Annotated in this window: 20 protein-coding genes; 9 read left to right on the forward strand and 11 right to left on the reverse strand. The window is 33.3% G+C overall.

Annotated elements, in window-relative coordinates:
* Positions 1-129 precede the first annotated feature (129 nt).
* Positions 130-564, reverse strand: a complete 435-nt coding sequence (gene rpiB, locus NG806_RS15690) for a ribose 5-phosphate isomerase B (protein WP_214829911.1) — start codon at positions 562-564, stop codon at positions 130-132.
* Positions 565-1116: 552 nt separating this feature from the next.
* On the opposite strand from rpiB, the gene NG806_RS15695 reads away from it, so the two are divergent.
* Positions 1117-2307 (forward strand): phosphoglycerate kinase, encoded by a 1191-nt coding sequence (locus tag NG806_RS15695; RefSeq protein WP_261510535.1) that lies wholly within the window; start codon positions 1117-1119, stop codon positions 2305-2307.
* 69 nt (positions 2308-2376) lie between these two features.
* Here NG806_RS15695 and NG806_RS15700 read toward each other — a convergent pair whose 3' ends face one another.
* From NG806_RS15700 to NG806_RS15730, 7 genes are all read right to left on the reverse strand, one after another.
* The gene (locus tag NG806_RS15700; protein WP_214829917.1) at positions 2377-3258 is read right to left on the reverse strand and encodes a C1 family peptidase; all 882 of its coding nucleotides are present in this window, start codon (positions 3256-3258) and stop codon (positions 2377-2379) included.
* 557 nt (positions 3259-3815) lie between these two features.
* The gene (locus NG806_RS15705) at positions 3816-4637 is read right to left on the reverse strand and encodes a class I SAM-dependent methyltransferase (protein ID WP_214829933.1); all 822 of its coding nucleotides are present in this window, start codon (positions 4635-4637) and stop codon (positions 3816-3818) included.
* 111 nt (positions 4638-4748) lie between these two features.
* Positions 4749-6611 carry a tRNA uridine-5-carboxymethylaminomethyl(34) synthesis enzyme MnmG gene (gene mnmG, locus NG806_RS15710; protein ID WP_261510538.1) on the reverse strand — a complete coding sequence of 621 codons (1863 nt, stop codon included), beginning with the start codon at positions 6609-6611 and terminating at the stop codon, positions 4749-4751.
* A 181-nt stretch (positions 6612-6792) separates the two neighbouring features.
* Positions 6793-7203 (reverse strand): rRNA maturation RNase YbeY, encoded by a 411-nt coding sequence (ybeY, locus tag NG806_RS15715; protein ID WP_261510540.1) that lies wholly within the window; start codon positions 7201-7203, stop codon positions 6793-6795.
* A 4-nt stretch (positions 7204-7207) separates the two neighbouring features.
* Positions 7208-9364 carry a patatin-like phospholipase family protein gene (locus tag NG806_RS15720; RefSeq protein ID WP_214829953.1) on the reverse strand — a complete coding sequence of 719 codons (2157 nt, stop codon included), beginning with the start codon at positions 9362-9364 and terminating at the stop codon, positions 7208-7210.
* Between the two features lie 4 nt (positions 9365-9368).
* Positions 9369-11816: a bifunctional UDP-N-acetylmuramoyl-tripeptide:D-alanyl-D-alanine ligase/alanine racemase gene (locus NG806_RS15725; protein WP_261510543.1), complete on the reverse strand. Its 2448-nt coding sequence runs from the start codon at positions 11814-11816 to the stop codon at positions 9369-9371.
* 237 nt (positions 11817-12053) lie between these two features.
* Positions 12054-12644 carry a thymidine kinase gene (locus tag NG806_RS15730; protein ID WP_214829959.1) on the reverse strand — a complete coding sequence of 197 codons (591 nt, stop codon included), beginning with the start codon at positions 12642-12644 and terminating at the stop codon, positions 12054-12056.
* Positions 12645-12705: 61 nt separating this feature from the next.
* Between NG806_RS15730 and NG806_RS15735 the strand changes: the two genes are divergently transcribed.
* From NG806_RS15735 to fabG, 4 genes are all read left to right on the forward strand, one after another.
* Positions 12706-14142 carry a ring-infected erythrocyte surface antigen domain-containing protein gene (locus tag NG806_RS15735; protein ID WP_214829962.1) on the forward strand — a complete coding sequence of 479 codons (1437 nt, stop codon included), beginning with the start codon at positions 12706-12708 and terminating at the stop codon, positions 14140-14142.
* Positions 14143-14150: 8 nt separating this feature from the next.
* Positions 14151-14825, forward strand: coding sequence for a 16S rRNA (cytidine(1402)-2'-O)-methyltransferase (gene rsmI / locus NG806_RS15740; RefSeq protein WP_214829965.1), 675 nt, complete (start codon positions 14151-14153; stop codon positions 14823-14825).
* Positions 14826-16298, forward strand: coding sequence for a hypothetical protein (locus NG806_RS15745; RefSeq protein ID WP_214829968.1), 1473 nt, complete (start codon positions 14826-14828; stop codon positions 16296-16298).
* A gap of 171 nt (positions 16299-16469) precedes the next feature.
* Positions 16470-17213, forward strand: coding sequence for a 3-oxoacyl-[acyl-carrier-protein] reductase (gene fabG / locus NG806_RS15750; protein WP_214829970.1), 744 nt, complete (start codon positions 16470-16472; stop codon positions 17211-17213).
* 43 nt (positions 17214-17256) lie between these two features.
* Here fabG and NG806_RS15755 read toward each other — a convergent pair whose 3' ends face one another.
* A complete protein-coding gene (locus NG806_RS15755; protein WP_261510547.1) occupies positions 17257-18297 on the reverse strand; it encodes a GMP reductase in 1041 nt (346 codons plus the stop codon).
* Between the two features lie 59 nt (positions 18298-18356).
* Here NG806_RS15755 and NG806_RS15760 point away from each other — a divergent pair, with 59 nt between their 5' ends.
* Genes NG806_RS15760 through NG806_RS15770 form a run of 3 tightly spaced genes read left to right on the forward strand, consistent with a single transcriptional unit; the run spans position 18357 to position 20764 of the window.
* Positions 18357-19103 carry a prolipoprotein diacylglyceryl transferase gene (locus tag NG806_RS15760; protein WP_261510549.1) on the forward strand — a complete coding sequence of 249 codons (747 nt, stop codon included), beginning with the start codon at positions 18357-18359 and terminating at the stop codon, positions 19101-19103.
* Between the two features lie 11 nt (positions 19104-19114).
* On the forward strand, positions 19115-19351 hold the full coding sequence (locus NG806_RS15765; protein WP_261510551.1) for a hypothetical protein: 237 nt from the start codon (positions 19115-19117) through the stop codon (positions 19349-19351).
* A gap of 9 nt (positions 19352-19360) precedes the next feature.
* A complete protein-coding gene (locus tag NG806_RS15770) occupies positions 19361-20764 on the forward strand; it encodes a radical SAM protein (protein WP_214829977.1) in 1404 nt (467 codons plus the stop codon).
* Between the two features lie 64 nt (positions 20765-20828).
* Here the strand turns inward: NG806_RS15770 and NG806_RS15775 are convergent, their stop codons facing one another.
* Positions 20829-21491: a GNAT family N-acetyltransferase gene (locus tag NG806_RS15775; RefSeq protein ID WP_261510553.1), complete on the reverse strand. Its 663-nt coding sequence runs from the start codon at positions 21489-21491 to the stop codon at positions 20829-20831.
* Complete coding sequence (gene surE / locus NG806_RS15780; protein WP_261510555.1) at positions 21491-22261, reverse strand: 5'/3'-nucleotidase SurE; 771 nt, start codon at positions 22259-22261, stop codon at positions 21491-21493. Before surE ends, NG806_RS15775 begins: the two co-directional genes overlap by 1 nt.
* Before the next feature lie 146 nt (positions 22262-22407).
* On the opposite strand from surE, the gene NG806_RS15785 reads away from it, so the two are divergent.
* A complete protein-coding gene (locus tag NG806_RS15785; RefSeq protein WP_214829986.1) occupies positions 22408-24537 on the forward strand; it encodes a carboxy terminal-processing peptidase in 2130 nt (709 codons plus the stop codon).
* The last annotated feature ends 20 nt before the right edge of the window (positions 24538-24557 follow it).

Genomic DNA, 24557 nt, shown 5'->3' on the forward strand with positions numbered 1-24557 from the left:
ATAAATAAACTTAATATTACGAGTATAAGTTTCGAGAGAGAATATAGAATGTGTTTCTATTTGATAGTACAAAGATATGTAATTTAAAATAAATAAGGCTTGTAATTTGATTTACAAGCCTTTATATTTTTAGCAAACTGCTATTTTGTCAACTCTTGTTTGGTGTCTGCCCCCTTCAAAGTTTGTAGAGAGAAATTTTTCTACGATCTCTATTGCCAATTCCTTAGATATGAATCTTGCAGGCATAGAAATCATATTGGCATCATTATGTTGTCTTGCCAACGATGCAATCTCCGGCATCCAACATAAAGCGCAACGAATTTTCTGATGTTTGTTTGCAGTGATCTGCACACCATTTCCGCTACCACAAATTAGAATTCCCAATTCATTTTCCCCATTTTCTACAGAAGTTGCTGCAGGGTGAACAAAGTCAGGATAATCCACACTGTCTGTGGAAAACGTTCCAAAATCTTGAATATCAAATTGTTCTGAAAAATAGTTCTTAACAATCTCCTTATATTCAAAGCCTGCATGATCAGCTGCGATCGCAATTTTTCTTTTCATAATACTTTTATTAGACTTAATATAGATTTATTTCCCTACAAATTTAAGTATTAAATATTAATTGTTAGTTCAACACTAGTTAATTGTGAAAAGCATTGTGAATAACTGTGGAAAACTTTTATAAAGTAAATAATTTTTGAATATGAAAATTTACTAATGGACAAATTCTCTCAAAAGTCAATACAGAATTTTCAAAATCTTTTTTGGGACTATTCGTTAGTTTTTCCATAAATCAGTAATTAATAATTAAAATTGTTAACAACTAACTCATTTTTGTTAGTAACCATCTGAATAATCAGATTTACAAGAAATTGCATTGTGAATTAAATATGAATTAAATAAAAATTAAGTGTTATGAACTTTTTAGAGGAAAGTTATCCCCTAAACCCCCAACACTCAACAACAATACTCACTCATATTTTCTTTATTAAAAAAAAATTGTTGATTAGTGAGTGTTGGGTCTGTGGGAAGATTTCTGAAAACTTTTTTTGATTCAATCTTTTCCAAAAGTTTAAAATCTTACATTTGTGAAACGAAAATTCAAAGCTATTTATGAAAACAATCAATGATTTCAATTTTAGAGACAAGAAAGCTTTAGTGAGAGTGGATTTCAATGTTCCGCAAGATGATCAACTGAAAGTTACAGACAATACAAGAATCGTAGCAGTGAAACCTACTGTAGAAAAAATTCTTAATGATGGTGGTTCTGTAATTCTCATGACTCACCTGGGAAGACCTAAAGGAGAAGTGAAGGATGAATTTTCTCTGAAACACATCCTTGCTGAAGTTTCTAATGTTTTGGGAAGAGAAGTAAAGTTTGTAGAAGAGTCTATAGGTCCTAAAGCTGAACAAGCAGCTGCTGAACTTAAACCGGGGGAAATTCTATTATTGGAAAATTTACGTTTTCATAATGAAGAAGAGAAAGGAGATGAAGGGTTTGCTGAGCAACTTTCCAAATTAGGAGATGCTTATGTGAACGATGCATTCGGTACAGCACACAGAGCTCATGCTTCTACAGCTGTAATTGCTAACTATTTCACCTCAACTAAATTTTTCGGTTTATTAATGGCTAATGAATTAAAAGCTATCGATAAAGTTTTAAAAAACGGTGAAAGACCTGTTACAGCTATACTTGGAGGGTCTAAGGTTTCAACTAAAATTACCATTATAGAAAATATCCTGCCTGCAATTGATAATTTGATCATTGGTGGCGGGATGGCCTTTACTTTTATAAAAGCGCTGGGTGGTAAAATTGGAACTTCCTTGGTAGAGCAGGATAAGTTGCCTCTAGCACTTGAGATATTGGCAAAAGCAAAAGAACACAACGTTAAAGTATATCTTCCATCTGATACTATTATAGCTGAAAGTTTCAGTAATGATGCTGAAAGAAAGGAGATAGATATTTATGCAATTCCTGAAGGATGGATGGGATTGGATGCCGGATCAAAATCAAGGGATCAGTTTAATGATGTTCTTTTAAATTCAAGAACTATTCTATGGAATGGACCAATTGGAGTTTTTGAGATGTCCAACTTTGCTGCCGGTACTGTTGCTTTAGGTGATAGTATTGCTGAAGCGACTAGACTTGGAGCTTTCTCTTTAGTAGGAGGAGGGGATAGTGTTGCGTTTGTAAAGCAATTTGGATATGATGACAAAGTAAGCTATGTATCGACTGGTGGTGGTGCCATGCTTGAAAGCTTGGAAGGATTAGAACTTCCTGGAATTGCTGCTATTAATAAATAAAAAACTGTTATTATAAATAAAAAAATAACCCTCTCTTTTTGAGAAGGTTATTTTTTATTAGTCATTATCTTATTGAACGTAAGCTACATAACATTCATTAATTGCTCCATTATTTGCTTTCGCAAAGAATGAATAATCAATCCAAAAGTATCCGTTGTTCCCCCAATTTGTACCCCATTGATTTTGTACTTTAAACGCTTGTTTTGCATCGTCATATCCTATTACGGCAATTGCATGTCCTCCTCGGACATTACCTGAATGTGACTTCCATATCCATCCGTTTGATGAACTTAAATGATCAAAGCTGTAATCTACTGTAACTGCGATAACTATGGGTAAATTCATACTTAAAAGCGTTTTTACGTTGCTTATATCCGTATTGTCGACGGTTGCCCAGGTAGTAAATTTATGACTACTAGCTGCATTTTTTTGGGAAGTATTAGGCTGAGTAGAGCAACCTGTATCCGTGTAAGGCATTTCACTCCAGCTGCAAACTCCCTGATTTTTAATTAAGTTTAAACCATCACTAACATAAGCACCTGCATCACAAGAACCAAGTTTGATCTGGTTGTAAACATATTCAGGGCTTCTTTTTGCAGTAACTCCTTTAAAATTGGATTCTAAACCACTGGTTGTGGTATACGCGGTCGCCCATGCAACACATGATCCTTCACCGCCCTGATCACCAATTGCTGGCAAACCGGGAATAAAATAACTGGATGCTAAAGCATTTTTAGCAGTTGATTCACTTTTTCCCTTTAATTTCAGCGTAAGTTCATTGATGTTTACTTTTGCAAAATTTCTGTAGATAGATTGATCTATAAGCCGTGCCCCCAATGCGTAGTTTTTTTGAACTTCAGTAGAGGTGGTGTTTTGATCGTCATCTGTTTTTGCGCATGATGTAACAGATAGCATTCCTATCGCTATCATTACGAGTTTAAAATTTTTCATTGATTAATATTTAAAAATGGTTCTGTGAATGTATAAATTATTTTCACATATCAATGAATTATTTAATGCAATTGAGTGTATTTATTGAATTAAATTTATTATTTAATAATATTTCCTTTTTTTTATTCATTTTCATTTAATTTATTTTGTTTTTTTATCATTTATTATATTTTTTTTATCATTTAGCACATTACTTATGTTTTTGGATAAGGGTTATTAAAATTATATTTAAATAATTTATATTTTATTAATTAATTTATTTAAAATAATATATTTAATGTAAATTTTATTTGGTTTATTTTTATTATAATTTGAATTTTGTTAGGTATTTGACATATTATGAGTGAAAAAAATGTGCTTTAAGTAATGATTTTATTTATATTTTGAATTTTTTGTGAAAAAGAGAGTGAAATGACATGAGCTATTTATTAAATATGTTTTTGTTAAAATTTTTATTTAAATGGAAATAAAAAAACTCTCAATATTTTGAGAGTTTTTAATTTTTAGGTGGAAATCGGTGAAAATTGGCTTTCAGAAATAGCTCAAAAATCGATTTTCTATCTTTTTTCGATTATATATATCAAACTTGAAAATTCATTCGAAAACAATGCTTTTACGTTCGAAATCGTTCCGTAGATGAGAGCTTTTAGCCAAAAAAGTGGTGATTTCTTGTATTTTTCGCTCAACATGGAGATGTAGTAGGAATCGAGGATCAAAGGTTTGATCTTTCTTAATTTCCAGTCAGGGTTTTTAGAAATTAAATTTTCCATACCATTTTTTGAAAAGTGATAGATATGTCTGGGTACATCATAGGCTGCCCAATATTCTTTATAATGTTTTGCATCATAAGAAGTAGGATTGGGAACTGCTATAATAAGCAATCCTTTTTCATTTAATTTACTATGAAATATCTGAAGTATTTCTGCCTGGTTTTCGATATGTTCAAAAACATGCCAGAGTGTAATAGCATCTAAAGCTTTATCTTCAATTAAATTAATATCATCAATAATCTTCGTTTTTGATACTTTAGTTTGCGCCGCTTTTCTTGCATCAGCATCAGGTTCATATCCTAAAGTCTGAAAGTCATTCTCTATAAACTTTACAAATTCTCCTGCACCACATCCATAGTCCAGAATCTTGGAATTCTTTTTAATTCTGTCAATCAGGATTGTTTTTTTATACTGAAGATTAAAAGACTGAAGAAATTTATATAGCTTTTCTTTTAAACTTCCTGAATCCTGATGGTGGGAAATGTAATCTTCGCTTTCATAATATTTTGAAATATTCGATGGGATAGGGGAGGTTTTAAAAACCCCTTTAGTTTCTGTTTCTTTAATTTCGAATATTTCCTGAGTAAGAAAGTGATCTTTAATTTTCATTAAATTATTCTTTTATATTAAAAATTAAGATATTCAGAGTTTAATGTAAGCTCATAAATACCTTAATTTTTGCTTTAATTTTAAAGATGTTTCACGTGAAACATATATTAATTATCGTCCTAAATAGACCAGTAAAACATTAATGTCAGCAGGAGAAACACCACTTATTCTTCCAGCCTGTGCAATTGTTTTTGGTCTTACATTATTCATTTTTTGTTTAGCTTCAGATGAAAGACTGGAAAGTCTTAAGTAATCGAAGTCTTCTGGAATCTTAATGTTTTCTAAGCGATTTAGCTTTGCCACATTCTCTTTTTCCTTTTCGATATACCCTTTATATTTAATATTAATCTCAGCTTGTTCTCTTACTTCATCCTCAAACTGAGAAGTAAATTCTTTGATAACTTCAATATTTTCCAGCTTTTCAAGTGTGATATTAGGTCTTGTAAGAAACTGGGATGCTCTGTAAGCCTGATCTACCGGATTGCTTTCTTCTCTTTCAAGAATTGGATTAATGATGCCTGGTTTTAAAGAAGTTTCTCGTAAAAAGCCTTCAAGTTCCTCACTTTTAGTAATTTTGTTTTCAACTTTTCTTAACCTTTCTTCTTTTGCAAGGCCTAGATGATATGCTTTTTCAGTTAATCTGATATCAGCATTATCTTGTCTTAGCAGGAGTCTGTATTCTGCACGGGAAGTAAACATTCTATAAGGTTCTTCAGTTCCTTTTGTGATAAGATCATCAATCAGAACTCCTATATATGCTTCATCTCTGTTTAATATAAACTCTCCTTTATCATGTACTTTATTGTGAGCATTGATCCCTGCCATCAAACCTTGTCCTGCAGCTTCTTCGTATCCTGTAGTACCGTTAATTTGGCCGGCAAAATAAAGATTGTCTATCAATTTTGTTTCTAGAGTATGCTTTAATTGAGTAGGGGGGAAGTAGTCATATTCAATAGCATAGCCAGGACGGAATACTTTTACATTTTCGAATCCGGGAATATGCTTCATTGCTTTTACCTGTACATCTTCTGGTAATGAGGAGCTGAACCCATTCACATATATTTCTACTGTTCTCCAACCTTCTGGCTCTACAAATAACTGATGTCTTGTTCTTTCTGCAAAACGGTTGATCTTGTCTTCAATACTAGGGCAGTATCTTGGACCTAAACTTTGAATGGTACCATTGAACATTGGGCTTCTGTCAAAGCCTTCTCTAAGTATATTGTGTACAGTTTCGTTCGTATATACGATATGACAGCTTAATTGTTTGGTTAACTTGGGTGTGTCTAAATAGCTGAATTTTTGTGGTTTTTCATCTCCTTTTTGTTCTTCCATTTTAGAATAATCAAGACTTCTTCCATCTACTCTGGGAGGAGTTCCGGTCTTCATTCTTCCAGCTTCAAAACCTAAGGATACCAATTGTTCGGTGATACCAAATGCTCTTGGTTCACCCATTCTTCCACCACCTAATTGTTTATCTCCAACATGGATTAATCCATTAAGGAAGGTACCATTTGTAAGCACTACAGATTTTGATTTTATAGAGATTCCCAGAGAGGTTATAACTCCGGTTACTTTATTATTTTCAACAATAAGCTGTTTTACCATATCCTGAAAGAAATCAAGATTAGGTGTGTTTTCTAATGCTAAACGCCATTCTTCTGCAAAAAGCATTCTATCATTTTGGGTTCTAGGGGACCACATCGCTGGTCCTTTTGAAAGGTTTAGCATTTTAAACTGAATGGCAGATTTATCAGCTATAATTCCTGAATAACCTCCCATTGCATCTATTTCGCGAACAATCTGTCCTTTTGCGATACCTCCCATTGCGGGGTTACAGCTCATTTGACCAATGGTTTGCATGTTCATTGTGACAAGCAAAGTTTTTGATCCTAAATTGGCAGCAGCAGCAGCGGCTTCACAACCAGCATGGCCGGCACCAACTACTATTACATCATATATTTCTGAAATCATTTTCTTACCTATTTTAAGGCTTAAATTTTAATCTTTATAATAAATGTTTCACGTGAAACATTGTTTAAAAATACAGCTTAAAAGAGCTTGTATTCTGCATTATCCGGCTTGTTTTATATTTTATTTAATTATAAAAGTTATTTAACAAGGACGAAATGAAAGATTTTATTGGCTTAAGATATTAGTCTTTATACGTAGCTAAATAAAAATCTTCTTTTCTACGCATTTCCTCTTCTTCATCTTCTGTTTTATCCTTATAACCGCAAAGATGAAGAATGCCATGGGCTAAAACTCTTCTTAGTTCTTCTTCGTAGTTTCTGGATAGGGTAGAAGCGTTGTCTGAAATGCGCTGCAAAGATACAAAAATCTCCGCGCTTATTGTTTTGCCTTTAACATAATCGAAAGTGATGATATCCGTATAGTAATCATGCTGCAGATAATCTTGATTTATCTTAAGCAAATATTCATCATCACAAAAGATGTAATTGATTTCGCCTAATTTTTTTTCTTCTGAAAGAATGATATCTTCCAGCCATTTAGTATAGTCTGTATTTACAGAATCTGGTAAGTTTTCGTAAAAGAATTGTATCATTGTTTTAAAACCAGTGTCCTAATATAACACTGAATATGCCTTTTTGATTATTTTTTAATGAATGACTGAAATTAACCTTAATCTGGCCGAAAGGAGATTTATATCCCGCAGTTATTCCAAGTGAACTGTAATTAAGTTTAACAGCATCTTCGAAGGTAATATCATTTGAAAGGTTCGCAAAAGAGAAATTCCCACTGATGAAATAATTTTTGTTGAATCTAAACTGAAGATCATTTGAAATAAGAATAACATTATTGGTACTAAGCTGAGCAAAATAAAAACCAGCAAAGCTTTTAAAGTTAACCACATTTTGTTCAAAAATTCCCCCTAATCTATATTTATAAAATTCAGGCAGATGCTCTCCTAAAGTTACTCCACCATATAAGTTCAGTCGATAAGTTAATTGTTTTGCAAGAGGAACATTTATTCTTATATCTGCCTTTATCTGAACTATTCTTTTTTCCAATTCGGATTTCATCAGATCGATAACTTTACCTTCAGCTGATATGTATATTCCTTTTGTCGGAAAATCCTTATCATTTTGAGTATCACTTTTTATAAATACATAAGGATTCAGAAAACGACTTACTCTTTCATTGGTACCATTATTATCAGCACTAAAATAGTCATGGCTTATTCCACCCCCAATTGCAAATTTATCCTTCCAAATGGACTGGATATAGGCTTCATTTCTCAACCATTGCCAACTATCAAATACATTGTTATTTATATCCTTTAGATCAATACTCATCCCAGAAGAATAAATTCCGAATCCTGGTATATATCCATTGTCAATAAAATAGTTCAGATAGTACCTTGGCTGATCTCCCACAATAACATCTAAAGATAAATTTGAGTTTCTGAATAAAAGACGCTTAGCAGAATAGTTGAGTAATAACCCTGTCTTGAAAACTTCATCATAATGCAGGCCGAATTTAAAAAAATGTCTGGCATCATCTTCAGTAACATATAATTTCAGATAGTTTGCATTGTTCTCTGTTACAATATCGTAATTGATAAACTTGTAATTATTGGTTGCAACCAGCCTATCTATTTTTTTATTGATACTGCCATAGGTTTCCAAAGAGGGGAGATGTAATCCCATTTTCCCTAAGGCGTAGTTTTTACCATATATTTTGCTTCCAATTAAAGAAAGACTATCAATCTTATATACGTTGGAATAAATTGGATTTATACGCTGTCTAAGGCGGTCAAACGATCGCTTTGGCAACTGATCTAATATATCAACGTATTTTAACCCTTCAACATATCCACTATCGAGAATTTTTTTCTTTTCATCGTAGCTGGTAGCAGACATCCCTTTTAAATTAGGTTTAATATTGATATCTGTGTATTTATATTGCCGTTTGGTATCTTTATGAATATTCATATCGATAATCTGATTGAGAATGGCAATAATATTAGTTAAATCCTCTCTTTTCGATAAATCCTGATTAAGGTCGACACCGATAACAATGTCGATTCCTTTGTCCTTTAATGGCTTTGAAGGATAATTTACAGTCATGGCCCCATCTATGTAAATGCTGTCACCAACCTTTACGGGATCCATTAGTGACGGAAATGCTGAACTCGCCATAATAGACTGTACAAGATCTCCCTTTTCAAAAATCTGCATATTTCCACTTTCCAGATTAGTTGCTACACACATAAAGGGAATGGGTAGTTTTGAAAAATCATCGATATTGGAAACGTTTTTAAATAGTTCCTTTAAAAGATATACATTTTTCTGACCCGTGCTTATGGAAGAGGGGAGGTTAATCTTTCCATTCTTGATAGGAATTGACAAAAGATATTTGTCTACAGATTTATTAAAAAATGTACTTTCTTTCCTTGACTTAGGATCCATTATTAAAGAATAGAAATCCGTATCCATTACAATTTTTTCTATTTCTTTTCCTGAATATCCCGAAGCATATAGACCACCAACAATGGCTCCCATACTTGTACCAGCAATATAATCAACCTTTACCCCTAAGGAGTCCAATACTTTCAGTACTCCTACATGAGAAAATCCTTTAGCTCCACCTCCGGCTAGCGAAAGCCCAATTCTGGGATTTTTTGGAATTACCAATCCTTTTTTTACCTGCGAATGCAGCAAAAGCAATTGGAATACGAGTATAAGAACCAGGAGTTTTCTCATAGAGTTAATCTTTTATATAAATCCGCTTCACCCGCGGCGAAATGGAAGTTAATACTTCATAGGTTATTGTTTTGCAGTAATCTGCAAATTCTTTTAAACTTGGCTTTGAATTAAAGATAGTTACCATATCCCCTTCTTCAACATTAGGAATATGATCTATATTGATCATCATCATATCCATACAAATACTTCCAACGATAGGAGCTAGGGTTTTATGTATTCCAACATTACCAATCTGATTGCCAATCAATCTTGGAATTCCATCTGCATAACCTACCGGGATTGTGGCTATTTTCGTCGTGTGATCGGTCTTATATCTTCTGCTATAGCCCACAGATTCTCCATTTTCTACGGTTGAAATCTGAGAAATAACGGTTTTAAAGCTTACAGTGGATTGAAGCTGTTTTTGTATTTCACTATTTGGTGACTCACCTAACATTCCGATACCAATTCTTACCATATCATATTGATGGTCCGTATAACTTGTAATTCCTGACGAATTCAGAATATGACGGATAGGCTGATATCCCAGCTTTTCAATAAGATAGTTGGAGTTTTTCTCAAAGATTTCAAACTGATTTAAAGTAAACTCTCTTTCATCCGGCATATCAGAAGATGATAAGTGGGTCAGGATACTTTGAACCTTTACATTTTTATTTTTTAAAGTTTCACTTAACTGATCTAACTCAAATCCTTTAAAACCAAGTCGATGCATTCCTGTTTCCAGTTTGATATGGATAGGGAATTTTTGGTCATATCCGGATTTCTGAACGGCTTCATTAAATAATTCTAATACCCTGAAGCTGTAAATTTCCGGCTCCAGATTATATTGTATAATCGCATCATAACTATGCTGTGCAGCATTCATGACAACGATAGGGGTTGTAATTCCTTTTTTTCGGAGTTCTACGCCTTCATCGGTATATGCAACACCAAGATAATCTATATGGTGATGTTGTAAAAATTCTGAAATCTCATAACTTCCTAAACCATAAGCATTTGCTTTTACCATTGCCATTACTTTAGTCTCAGGTTTCAATAGAGATTTATGATAGTTGATATTATGAAGAATTGCGTTCAGATTGATTTCCAAAACGGTATCATGCTTTCTGAGTTCAAGAATATCTTTAAGCCTTTCGATCTCAAATTTTCGCGCTCCTTTCAAAAGAATAATCTGATTTTCAATATCCGTAAGGTATTTACTTTCAATTAATTCCTGAGTATTGATAAAAGTAAAGGTTTTAGATTTAAACAGATCGCTAAATTGGGTTATTTCGTTTCCAATTAAGAATACAGAGTCAAATTTTTGTTCATTAACAAGTTCAGAAACCTCTTCATACAACTCTTTTGAATTCGAATTCACCCCTACAATATCAGTTAAAACCAGAGATTTTTTTGGTTTTTTATATTCGTTTAAAAATTGTAAAGCTGTTTTCAAAGAATCCAGATCCAGATTAAAGGAATCATTAATAATGATATTATTTTTATTTCCTTCAATTGCCTCTAATCTCATTTCTACAGTTTTCAGAGCGTTGATTTTTTCGATGATCTTTTGATTGTCAATATTCAGCTCTTTTAAAACCGTAATAAGGGCTAAAGCATTCGTTAGAGTAGCTTCATCCCTTTGATGAACGGGAAAACTTATTTCCTCATTAAAATATTTTACGATGATGTTTTCATCTTTAGAAATACTATTTTTAATAAATACCTGATTTTCATTTTTGAAACCGTAGGATATTAATTTTTTACTTGAATATAATTCTTTTATTTTCTGATTAACTAGGGAATTATCTCCGTTGTAAACAATGACTTCAGAATCTTTGAACAGCTTGATCTTTTCATTGATCAATTCATCATCAGACTCAAAGTTTGCAGCATGTGCAGTTCCGATATGAGTGAGAAGACCAATCTGAGGTTTGAAAATATTTTCCAGCTTTTCCATTTCATTGGGCTTGGAAATTCCAACCTCAAAAATCCCTAGCTCATAAGAATCATTAATTTGAAGTAATGAAAGAGGGAGTCCTATTTGCGAATTAAAACTTTTAGGACTCTTTACTGTAGAAAATTCGTTCCACAAACACTGATAAAGCCATTCTTTTAAAATGGTCTTTCCATTACTTCCTGTAATTCCTATCGATTTCAGATGGGAATGTTCAAAATGGTATTTAGAAAGTTTTTGAAGAAAGTCAATAGAACTTTCAACTAAGATCCAGGTGATATTTTCAAATTGCGGATACTGATGTTCGGAAATAATAACGTTTATCCCCCTATCAATGGCCGATTCTATGAATTTTTCACCGGAATTTTTTTTTGTATTAATTGCAATGAATGCAGTATTCTTGATTGAATAGATAATTCTGCTATCAAAAGCTATATTTTTTATAATAATATCAGTATCACCAATAACTTGTGAATTGGTGATATCTGCAATTTCTTGTATCGTATAATTCATTACTTCCCGTCAGCTTATTTTTTTATAAACAGCCAAAACGTAAAGTTCTCTAAAAAGAATATTTTTATGACCTGTTAAAATCAGAAATTTCTCAACAAGGTATGAGGCTTAATTTTACCAGGGATAAAATCTCGGCACCCTAAAAAGATTACTATTAAATTATTTTTACGTCTTTGCGTTTAACTTAGTATATAAAATTATAAATTAAAATTAATCTAATTTTAGGTTATTTAAAAATTATTTTTTTTTCTTTAAAAGGACTTCATCTATAAAAACCCTGCGGCTTACAGCTTCATAACTTTCTGTTTCTCCCAATTCCACTAAATTATTTCCCTGAGAAGTTCTCATAGAGTAATTAGCCAGATTACCCGTTCTCTTACAAATAGCGTGCACTTTGGTTACATATTCTGCAGTGGCCATAAGATTGGGCATTGGTCCAAATGGACGTCCTAAAAAGTCCATGTCTAAACCCGCAATAACAACTCTTATTCCACTATTTGCCAACTGATTGGCAATGTCAACAATACTTTCATCAAAAAACTGTGCTTCATCAATTCCTACCACATCACAATTAGAACCCAACAAAAGGATTTCGTTGGGATTTTCTACCGCGGTGCTTCGGATCTTATTCTGATTATGTGATACCACATCTTCTTCAGAATATCTGGTATCAGTTTTTGGTTTAAAAATTTCCACATTCTGCCCTGCCATTTCTGCTCTTCTCAGCCTTCTGATCAACTCTTCGGTTTTTCCGGAAAACATTGAGCCACAAATAACTTCCATCCAACCGCTTTGTTTGGAGTGATTAATTGTATTTTCTAAAAACATTTGTTAAATTAGCCGTAATATTTTAACATCAAAAGTAAGCAATTTTTAACAAGAATCTTATATGCAGAATATCCAAGATTTAAAGGAAAAAATTTTTTTCGAATCCAAGAATATCATTGATATTTTGGAGAAAATAAACAATGTGGATGAATTACTTTCCAAGCAAGATCTTGTGGATGAGCTTGCCAATAGGATTTCTTTTTTGAAGATGCTGGAAAAGAATATAGAGTATTTTATACCCAATACATCGTCACAAAATACCGAAAGTCAAACGAATAACTCTTTTGTGAATGATGAACTTGATAGCCAGGAGTCAGCACATGAAGTGACGGAAGAAGAGGCGATTTTCAATAATGAACTGAATGAAATTGATGAAAATGAGGCTTCAGAATATGAAGAGATTGAGCATGTAAATGCTCCAACTACGGCAGAACAAGATGAAATTTTCAACAATCAATTGACTGAAATTGTTGAGAATGGATATCATGAAAATGTAGTTAATTTTGCAGATGAGGAAAAAATCGCACAAAATTTCGAAACAGAAATTGTAGAAAAAGATACTGAAGAAGACTCACATGATGATCAGATTGAAGAAGAGGTGATCTTTACGAATCAACTCAATGAGATCAATGAGTTTGAGAACGAACCTTCTAATTATCAGGAATCGAGTATGAATTCTTTTGATGAAGAGGAAAGTATTCAGAATAGTATAGAAGAGGAAATGAAAACTAATGAAGAAAGGATTTTTGCGAGTGATGTAAAAGAATTTCCTGAAGTAAATGAAAAGATTCCAAGTATTTTCGATAGTGAGGTTTTAGAAGATGATGAAATGCTGATTGAAGAAAATGAATCACAGTTTATATCTTCAAATGTAGCGATTGAACAAGGTGAGATGGTAATGGAAACTTCTAATGTAGAAAATATCCTTAGCGAAATAAAAAATGATGCCCAGGTTGAAGAGATACATGAAGAACAAGCTATTTCTGATGAAATTAATAAAAGAAAAATTGTTGATATAGATCATGGATATCAGGAATCTGAAAAAGAGAAATATCCTTCTGATGAAAGCTTTGAAAATCTCGATGCTTATAATCAGGAGAAAAAAATAAAATTAGCAAATATTAAAGGATTAAAATCTATTCAGTCACTGTTTGATGATGATCCTTTAGAAAGAGAAATTCCTCGGGAAAAGAATGAGCCGGTTGTAAAAGAAGACAATGGAAGTTTGTTGAAGACCAATATCCCAACAAATTTTATGGAAGCTGAAAAATCTAAACCTGAGTTCAGATTGGATCTGAATGATAGGATAGCTTTTTCAAAAATGCTATTTGATGGAAGTCAGTCCGAGTTGAATACTGTAATTTCAGACCTAAACAGTTTTAGAACGCTAGAGGAAGCTAAAGAATATTTAAGTGACTTATATTACTCCAGAAACTGGAGAAAAGTAGATGAATATGCCCAGAGATTATGGGTATTGGTGGAAAATAAATTTTTATAATTTTAATTTTGAGCGGAATCCTATATTTTGTTCCTACTCCCGTAGGAAACTTAGAAGATATGACTTTCAGAGCCGTGAATGTACTGAAAGAAGTAGATTATATTTTATGTGAAGATACGAGAACATCCGGAGTCCTTTTAAAGCATTTCGAGATTTCTAAACCTTTAAGATCTTATCATTTGCATAATGAACATCAGGCAACGGAGAAAGTAATTTCCGACCTTGAAAGCGGCCAAAATGTTGCTATTATTACAGATGCAGGAACACCTGGAATTTCTGATCCCGGTTATTTATTGGGAAAAGCAGGGGCAGATCATAATATTGAGATGATTTGCTTACCTGGAGCAACAGCTTTTGTTCCGGCACTTGTGGTATCCGGACTTCCAAATAATGAATTTTTATTTGCCGGTTTTCTCCCACAAAAGAAAGGAAGACAAACCAAGCTTAAACAGCTTGCAGAAGAGAAAAAAACAATTGTTTTATATGAGAGTCCTCATAAAATAAACACAACACTAGAACAGATCAAAGAGTTCTTCGGTGAACATACAAAAGTAAGTTTAAGCCGTGAAATTTCTAAAAAATTTGAAGAAACTAAAAGAGGAACGATCAATGAATTAATCGAATTTTCTAAAAGTAAAACTTTAAAAGGAGAAATTGTTCTTATTGTGAATAATTCTAATTAATTGAAAAAGCTATTTTTTATACTACTTTCATCAGTTTCTTTCGCACAGCAAACTGATCAATACAAACAGATCTTACTATCAAAAAAACTGGGTAAAGAAGTACGCTTTTACTCAAAGGGATATGGAATAATTTCTGAAACCGGTAAATCGAGTATAGTAGATTCTTTAGGAGTCATTACTGCTGATTTCCCTTACAAAAGTGAGATCTCCCGCCTGACGAAAGACCGATTCATTGTAAAAGGGAGAGAAGGAGCTTTTAATGGAAAAACGGCTCTGATTGACAATAGAGGAATTCAGTTAATACCATTCGATAATTTTAAGTTCAGAACCTGGGAAAATAAACAAAGACTCATTTATTCCAAAAGTGGACGGGATTGTGTTTATGATTACAACGGAAAGCAGATCATTCCTTTCTCTGATAGAATAGAATTTGCCAGTGAGAATAGATTCTTTGTGAAAATTGGAAAAAGCTGGAAGATCTATGATTTTGATGGTCAATTAGTTTCCGATAGGGAGTTTGATGAAAATTTGCATTTTTATAAGGGAAGGGTATATATTATTACCGGTTTTAGAAAAGGCGAGATCATTGATAATAATGGGAAAACGATAAGTTCTATTTCCGACCACTATATTGATGGAATTATTTCCTATCCTTTTCTCGTTACTAAAAATATTCCTAAAGATAAATATGGAATTGTAGATGCAGATGAAAATATATTGGCTGAAGAGATCTACGATCAGGCTTTTGTGGGAACAGAATACATCTATCTTAAGAAAGATGATAAAGTAAGTATCTTTTCTAAGAAAGATAAAAAAGTACATGCTACGGATTTCGGATATGTAAACCATTTATTTAATGGCTTATTCAGAACGGTTCCTGAGAATAAAAATCCTAAAGTTGCTGTAATCAGAACCAACGGAGAAATTGTATTGCCTCAAGAGTATGATGATGTAGATGCTCTTAAAATTTCAGGGCAAGACTTTCTTTATCTGAGAAAAAATAATGAAGAAACACTTTTAGATAAAAATCTGAATAGTGTTTTAGATGGGGATTATGAGATCGAGAAAATATTTTCTAATTATCTGATTCTTAAAAAAGAAGGGGTGTTCTACAGATTTTCACCAAAGGATAAACAATACAAAGTGCTGGAGAATATTGTTTCTATAAAACCTTTTGTACGTTTACCTGGGCTGATCTATAAAAATAAAGAAAATAAATTCGGAATGATGAATGAAGAAGGAATTGAAATAATTCCAGGGATCTACGATGATATGATCACTTTCCTTTCTGCCAATGAAATTGTTGTAAAAAAAGAAAATAAATTCGGAGTTACAAACTATAAGAATGAACCTCTTAAAGATGTAGTTTATGATAGCTACTCATCGGATAGAAAAGGGGTAAAACTGACGAAGGGTAAAAATTCAGAATTTTTATATTTTACGCATTCTGAAGATAAAACAGTCTGGGATTGATCCTCAAACATGACAAAAAACAGACTTAATACGAAAGTAATGTATGATTAATAATGCGTTGAATAACAAATTATAATATCTTTGCGGCTATTTATTTTGTCAAAAAAAATATATTAAATTAGCCGCTAATCAATACATTAGTAAATAGAAAAGAAAATAATTGTCATAGATATGAAACTATTAGAAGGAAAGGTAGCACTAATTACCGGAGCTACAAGAGGAATTGGAAAAGGAATAGCTGAGATTTTTGCTCAACAGGGAGCAAAAGTGGCTTTTACTTATGCCGGTTCTGTAGACAAAGCAAAAGAATTAGAAGCGACTTTAAGTTCTGTAACTCAAATAAAAGGTTACCAATCTGATGCATCAGATTATGATGCTGCTCAAAAATTAGTAGATGATGTAATGGAAGAATTTGGCAAGATCGATATACTGGTCAACAACGCTGGAATTACAAGAGATAATCTGTTATTGAGAATGTCTAAAGATGATTGGGATACTATTATCAGGGTAAATTTAGATTCTGTATTCAACCTTACTAAAGCTGTAATCAAACCTATGATGAAAGCAAAATCAGGTTCTATTATCAATATAACTTCAGTAGTTGGGGTAAAAGGAAATGCGGGACAGTCTAATTATGCAGCTTCTAAAGCTGGAGCAATTGGATTTACAAAATCTATCGCCCTTGAATTAGGATCAAGAAATATCCGTTGTAACGCTGTTGCCCCAGGATTTATTGAAACTGAAATGACCGCTTCTTTAGATGAGAAAACACTTAAAGCCTGGAGAGATGGAATTCCAATGAAGAGAGGTGGACAGCCTCAGGATATTGCAAATGCCTGTGTATTTTTAGGAAGTGAAATGTCAACTTATATTACCGGACAAACATTACATGTTGACGGTGGAATGTTAACATAAAAATAAAGAAAGCCAGATCAATTGATCTGGCTTTTTATTTATCTTAATCTTTGAAGATTTGATTTTCCTGTTCCTGAACCCTGATGAATGTGGTTCTCTTGGATAGTTCTTTAAGTTTGGAGGCCCCTACATAAGTGCAGGTAGACCGTACACCTCCTAAAATATCTTTTACAGTTTCCGAAACCGGACCTTTATAGCCTACTTTCACAGTTTTACCCTCTGAGGCTCTATATTCTGCAACACCACCGGAATGTTTATCCATGGCTGTTTTTGAACTCATTCCATAAAAAAGACGGTATTTTTTTCCGTTTTCTTCAATCATCTCACCACCACTTTCATCATGTCCGGCAAACATTCCACCAAGCATGACAAAATCTGCACCACCTCCAAAAGCCTTAGCGACATCGCCTGGAACTTTACAACCACCATCTGCAATAATATGACCACCCAAACCATGAGCAGCGTCAGAACATTCGATAATAGCAGAAAGCTGAGGATAACCAACACCGGTCTTCACTCGCGTTGTGCACACGGAACCAGGCCCGATGCCAACTTTAATGATATCTGCACCTACTAAAAGTAGTTCTTCAACCATTTCACCGGTTACCACATTACCTGCTATAATGATTTTATCAGGAAAATTAGCTCTTGCCTGCTTTACAAAGTCAACAAAATGTTCAGAATAACCATTGGCTACATCAATACACAGAAACTCGATTTTTGGATGCTTTTCGATGATTTGTTTAAGCTTTTCTTCATCCGTTTTTCCGGTTCCTGTACTTAAAGCAATATATTGGTGAATACTTTCTGGCTGACTATTCAGAAACTGATCCCATTCCTCCACGGAATAATGTTTGTGAACTGCTGTAATAATTTTATCTTTTGCGAGTTCTACAGCCATTTCGAAAGTACCTACAGTATCCATATTGGCAGCAATGATGGGAGTACCTGTCCATTTCTTTTTGGTATATCTGAATGTAAATTCTCTTTCTAAACTCACTTCAGATCTGGATTTCAGGGTAGATCTTTTCGGACGGAACATTACATCCTTAAACCCTAATTTTATATCATTTTCTATACGCATTGTAATTATTTAGAATATTAAAATTAGCAAATAATATTAAATATAGTATTTTTGAAAGCATGGATTTTCCTGTTACTTTTCAATTATTTGGTAATACAGTGTTAGCGCATCCTCTTTTTGAAGCGTTGGGGATGTTTATGGGGATGCGGTATTATTTTTATTTAAAAAGAAAATCAACAGAAAAGCTTACTTTTAATACTTCTGCAGCGGTTCTTATTGGAGCAACAGCAGGCGCTTTAATCGGGTCAAAGTTAATTGGTAATCTCGAAAACCCTTACAAACTATTTGAACACTTTGACTTGAAAAGTATTTGGTCGAATAATACAATAGTGGGTGGACTTGCTTTTGGTTTAATGGGCGTGGAATTGGCGAAAAAGATTGTTAAACATAAGGAAAGTACTGGCGATCTCATTGTTTTTCCTTTAATGCTGGCGATCATTATTGGTAGAATAGGCTGTTTTCTTACCGGGGTTTATGAAGAAACCTATGGTTTGCCAACAGACTCAATATTTGGGATGCATCTTGGAGATCAGTATTTACGTCATCCTGTTGCGCTTTATGAAATCGTATTCTTAATCAGTCTTTGGGTTATTTTAAAGATAAAAAAAAGTACAAAAGAGTACCCATCCGGGTATATTTTCCAACTATTTATGTTGAGTTATTTTACCTTTAGATTTTTTCTGGATTTTATAAAACCGAGGGTAGGTATTATTGGAAGCCTGGGGACGATTCAGCTTTTATGTATTTGTGTAATTATTTATTACATCTTTAAGATTAGAAAAACAAAAACCGTAAATTCACCTTAAAATATTTAAAAATGAAACTCTTAACCCTTTTGGAAGGTGGAAATCTGGGCGGAATGGTTGCAATGATTATTTTAATAATAATATTGGGAGCCCTATTTATTTCATTCATTATTACAATGATTGTGAAGATCTCCTATGAATGGAAAGGAGATAAAAAATTTACCAAAAAACAATTTATTCAGAGCATGCTGATTTGTCTGTTGATCTGTGGTTTGATCAGTGGGTATATTTGTGGTGGAGGAATATAAAATTACATTATGCCAATACGAAATTATACATATTACGATTATACAATTAGTCTTTGCCCGGAATGTCTGAAAAGAGTGGGAGCTAAGATCATTATAGAAGATGAATCCGTTTTCATGACGAAAAGATGTCCTGATCATGGTTTTTTCAAAACAAAAATTGCTTCCGATGTCCATTATTATAAAAACATCAGAAACTATAATAAAGCATCAGAAATGCCTTTGCATTTTGGAACGGACGTAGAATACGGCTGCCCTTATGATTGTGGACTGTGTGTGGATCATGAACAGCACAGCTGTCTTTCCATTGTAGAAGTAACAGATCGTTGTAATTTGACTTGTCCTACATGCTATGCAATGTCATCTCCTCATTACGGAAGTCATAGAAGTCTCGAAGAAATAGAAGCGATGTTTGATGTGATTGTAAAAAATGAAGGCCAGCCGGATGTTGTTCAGATCAGTGGCGGAGAGCCTACCATCCATCCTGAGTTCTTTAAGATCATGGATATTGCTAAGTCGAAGCCGATCAAACATTTAATGCTCAATACAAACGGGGTTAGAATTGCCAATGATCCGGGTTTTGCAGAAAAGCTGGCAACTTACGCTCCCGAGTTTGAGGTTTATCTTCAATTTGATTCTTTTAAACCAGAGATTTTGATCGATTTTAGAGGAAAAGACCTCACCGATATCAGAATGAAGGCTCTTGAAAAGCTAAACGAGCTTAACCTTTCTACGACATTGGTCATTGTTCTTCAACAAGGCAAAAATATAGATGAGATTGGAAAGATCATTGATTTTGCATTGAAACAAAAATGTGTGCGTGGAATTACATTTCAGCCTGTAGAAATTGCAGGAAGAAACAGGGAAGATTCAGCACATGAAAAAATTACTTTAACGGAAGTAAGACAAGAGATACTGAATCAATTCCCATTATTGAATTCAGATGATATTATTCCCGTTCCCTGTAACCCAGATGCTTTGGCAATGGGATATATTTTAAAACTTGAGGGTGAAATTATTCCTTTAACGAGGTATATCAATCCAGCTGATTTACTGAATAATGAGTCTCGAAATACAATTGTGTATGAGCAGGATGCCGGACTCCAAATGCAGCTTTTGGACATTTTCAGTACTGGAATATCTGTAGATAAAGTAAAACCTAAAGTGAATCAATTACTTTGCTGTCTTCCTGAGGTTTCGGCTCCAAATCTGGATTATGATAATTTATTCAGAATTATTATCATGAATTTTATGGATGCTCATGATTTTGATGTTCGCGCAGTAAAGAAATCCTGTGTTCACATTGTGAATAAAGATCTGAAATTAATCCCTTTTGAAACAATGAATCTTTTTTACAGAGATGGGAAAAAGGAATATCTGGAAGAATTAAGGAGAGAGGATAAGGTTCTGTTTTAGTATTATCCAGGACCTAGTTCTTTTATACTCAAAAAATTTGAAAGAAATAAAAAAGGGTGAAAAACTATCGTTTAACACCCCATAAATTTATTGTTCCTCTATGATGGAAACCTAGTTTCTCATATAGCTTTTTAGCTCCGGTATTAGTTTCAGCAACATGAAGAAAAGGTGTTTTGTTATCTTCAAATATTTTCCCGGAAACAAAAGCGACAAGTTGCTTTGCATAGCCTTTTCCAAGATAATCTGTATCTGTAATAACAGCACTTACTTCCGTCATATCATTCATCTGCATTCTTTCTCCTGTTACTGCTACCAGTTTGTTATCTTTAAATATACCAAAATAACGACCCAATTCCGGAGTTCTGTTTTTAAAATAATGCGGATAGAACTTTTTGATAAAATGAAGGAGTTCTTCATTATTCTCCTCTCTTAAAAGATCAATTTTTTCTGTAAAGTCCAGATCAATTTTATTCTCCAATACATACTGATCACAAACAAGCTGAGATAATTCTTTTTCAAAATTACCATAAGGTTTAGCCCCAAAAATAAGAAAGTCATCACAGATTTTTGAGTATTCTGTGATATCTTTTTCTTTTGCAACCTCTGATGAACCTCCGAAAGCTGCGACTTCAGGATTGTAAAATTTAGAATCTCCAAAGTTTAAGCAAAACTTTTTATGATGCTCATTAAGTGAATGATAAACAGGATTGTCTAGTTTCTCGTACATTAATCGAAATTCATTACTTCTTCCAGAGTCTTCATATATTCATAAGCTGTTAAATCAAACTTTACAGGAACAATGGAGATATATCCATTGGCTAAAGCGGTTTCATCAGCATCTTCGGATTCATCCATGTTATTGAAATATCCTGTTAACCAGTAATATTTTTTTCCGTGTGGATTTACTCTTTCATCAAAACTTTCTTCCCATTTTGCATGAGCCTGCTTACAAACTTTGATTCCTTTTATATCTCCGGCAGGAAGTTTTGGAATATTTACATTGAGAACGATCCCTCTAGGCATTGGATTTTCCAATGTTCTCCTAACGATATTTTGAATAAATTCTTTGGCTTGTGTAAAATCTGCTTCCCAGCTAAAATCAAGTAATGAAAATCCAATTGCTGGAATTCCTTCTACACCAGCCTCTACAGCTGCAGACATTGTCCCGGAGTAGATTACATTAATAGATGAGTTCGCTCCATGATTGATCCCAGAAACAACAATGTCGGGTCTTCTTGTTAAAATTTTATCAAGAGCCATTTTGACACAGTCTACGGGGGTTCCACTACAAGAATAATCTGTTTGAGGACCATCTAGCTGTACTTCTTCGTAACTTAAGGTAGAATTAATAGTAATAGCATGTCCCTTTCCACTTTGTGGGGAGTCGGGTGCTACCACAATCACTTCTCCGATTTCGTTCATAAAACTGATAAGATTTCTGATACCAGGTGCTGTAATTCCATCATCATTAGTAACCAGAATAAGTGGTCTTTCCATAAAATATTTTAATTTTAACAAAAATACTCAAAACTATCCGATATTTGTAAATAAGGTATTAAATTTGATAGTTTGTAACAGTAATTTAAATATTACTACTAATTAATATTATTTAAAAAAAATATAATAAAATACATAACAGATTTATGTGGAAAAATTTTAAACTCAATAAATTTTTACTTCTAATTCCATTGACAAGTCTAATGTTTTGTTTCAACTCGCCTAAGAATGATGATGAAAAGATGCAGACGATAATGGTGAGCGTAAAGAATACACTTTCTTATTTGCATTATAGCCCAAAACCCATCAATGATGCTTATTCAAAAGATGTTTATAAGCATTATTTTGAAATGGTAGATCCTGGAAAAAGATATTTTCTTCAATCGGATATGGATGAATTCGGCAAACATGAAACAAAGCTGGATGATTATCTGAACCTTGGAGATTTAACATTTTATAAACTTACTATCGATAGGTTATACCAAAGAGTAGATGAAATTGATAAGATTACCCAGGACATTTTCAGTAAGCCTATCAACCTGGAGGAAGATGAGACCCTTACTCTGGAACCAAAACTAAAAAAAATCCCGGGCAACAAGCAAGAGCAGTATAATGAATGGAGAAAATTCATAAAATATAATATCCTTCAGGAGATTGAATCTATGAATAGTAAAGAGCAGGCTCAAAAAGAAAAAAAGGACTCTGTACAAAAATTCAATCTAAAGGATACAATTAAGCTTCAGATCCTTACTCCCGATCAAAAAAGAGTAAAAGCTACAGATGAAGTAAAAGACCTTGTGAAAGAGACATTCACAAGATTTAAAAAGAGAAAAAAGATGGATTGGTTCACGGTGTATATGAATGCATATACGGAGGTTTTTGATCCACATACCAACTATTATTCTCCAAAAGATAAAGAAGATTTCGATACACAGTTTACTGGAAAAGTAATTGGTATTGGAGCCATTATTCAGGAGAAAAAAGGGAATCTTTATCTGGGTGCTTTAACGATTGGAGCTCCGGCATGGAAATCGAAGCAGCTTTCAGAAGGTGATAAGATCCTGAAAGTAAAGTCTAAACCTAAAGAAGATGCAGTAAACGTAGTAGGAATGCTTTCTGATGAGGCGGTAAGATTGATCAGAGGTGAAAAAGGAACTCCTGTAACACTTACGGTTCAGAAAAAAGATGGTACAACTAAAGAGGTTACCATGATCCGTGAAGAAGTAGCTATTGAAGATACTTTTGCAAAAAGTGTAGTTGTAAACTCTCCAAACGGAAAGAAATATGGTTTCATCAATTTACCAAGCTTTAACGCTGATTTTGAAGATTCTAAAGGTAGAAACGCTTCAGATGATATCAAAAATGAGATTATTAAATTAAAGGCTCAGAATATTGAAGGGATTGTTCTAGATCTAAGAAATAATGGGGGTGGATCATTAACGGAAGTTGGTGATATTATGGGACTTTTCATGAATGCCGGACCTTATGTTCAAGTAAAAGATGGAAACGGTAAAATCCAGACCTTAAAGAATAAAAATGAAACTCCAATCTGGACAGGGCCGTTAGTAATTATGCAAAATGAACTTTCAGCTTCAGCTTCAGAGATTTTAGCTGGAGTAATGCAAGATTACGGAAGAGCAGTGATTGTGGGTGCTCCACAATCTTTCGGAAAAGGAACTGTACAGACTTTTGTAGATCTGAACAGATTCTTAAATACAGAGGATGATTTCGGATCATTAAAGCTAACCATTCAAAAGTTTTATAGAATTACTGGAGAATCTAATCAGAGAAAAGGAATTGTTTCAGATATTCAGATGAAAGATTTCTTTACGTATGCTGAAATAGGAGAGCGATATGACGACTTTGCGCTGGCTTGGGATAAGATTCCAAGTGCACAGTTCCAAAAATTAAACTATTTTGATGTTAAAGCATTGGAAAAAGCAAGTAATGATAGAATGGCTAAAAACTCAAACTATCAATTGTTATTGGAATCTGCTCAATGGAGAGAGAAATTGGATAAAGAAGAAACAATTACATTAAATATTACGAAGTTCAATGAAGTTATGAAGCAGAGAAAAGCTCAGATTGAGAAGTTCAAAGCGCTGACTAAATTTATGAATGGACTTCAGTTTACAATGTATCCAAATGAAGTTGAACGTGAGAAGAAAGATGAAGCATTTAAGAAGAAGTCTGAAATGTGGATTAAAAATCTTAAAAAAGATGTATACCTACAGGAAGCAATGAACATTATTGCAGACATGAGTGTAAAATCATAATCTAAAATACCCGGCCTGAA

The sequence above is a fragment of the Chryseobacterium paludis genome, assembly GCF_025403485.1.
In the GTDB taxonomy this organism is placed as follows: domain Bacteria; phylum Bacteroidota; class Bacteroidia; order Flavobacteriales; family Weeksellaceae; genus Chryseobacterium; species Chryseobacterium paludis.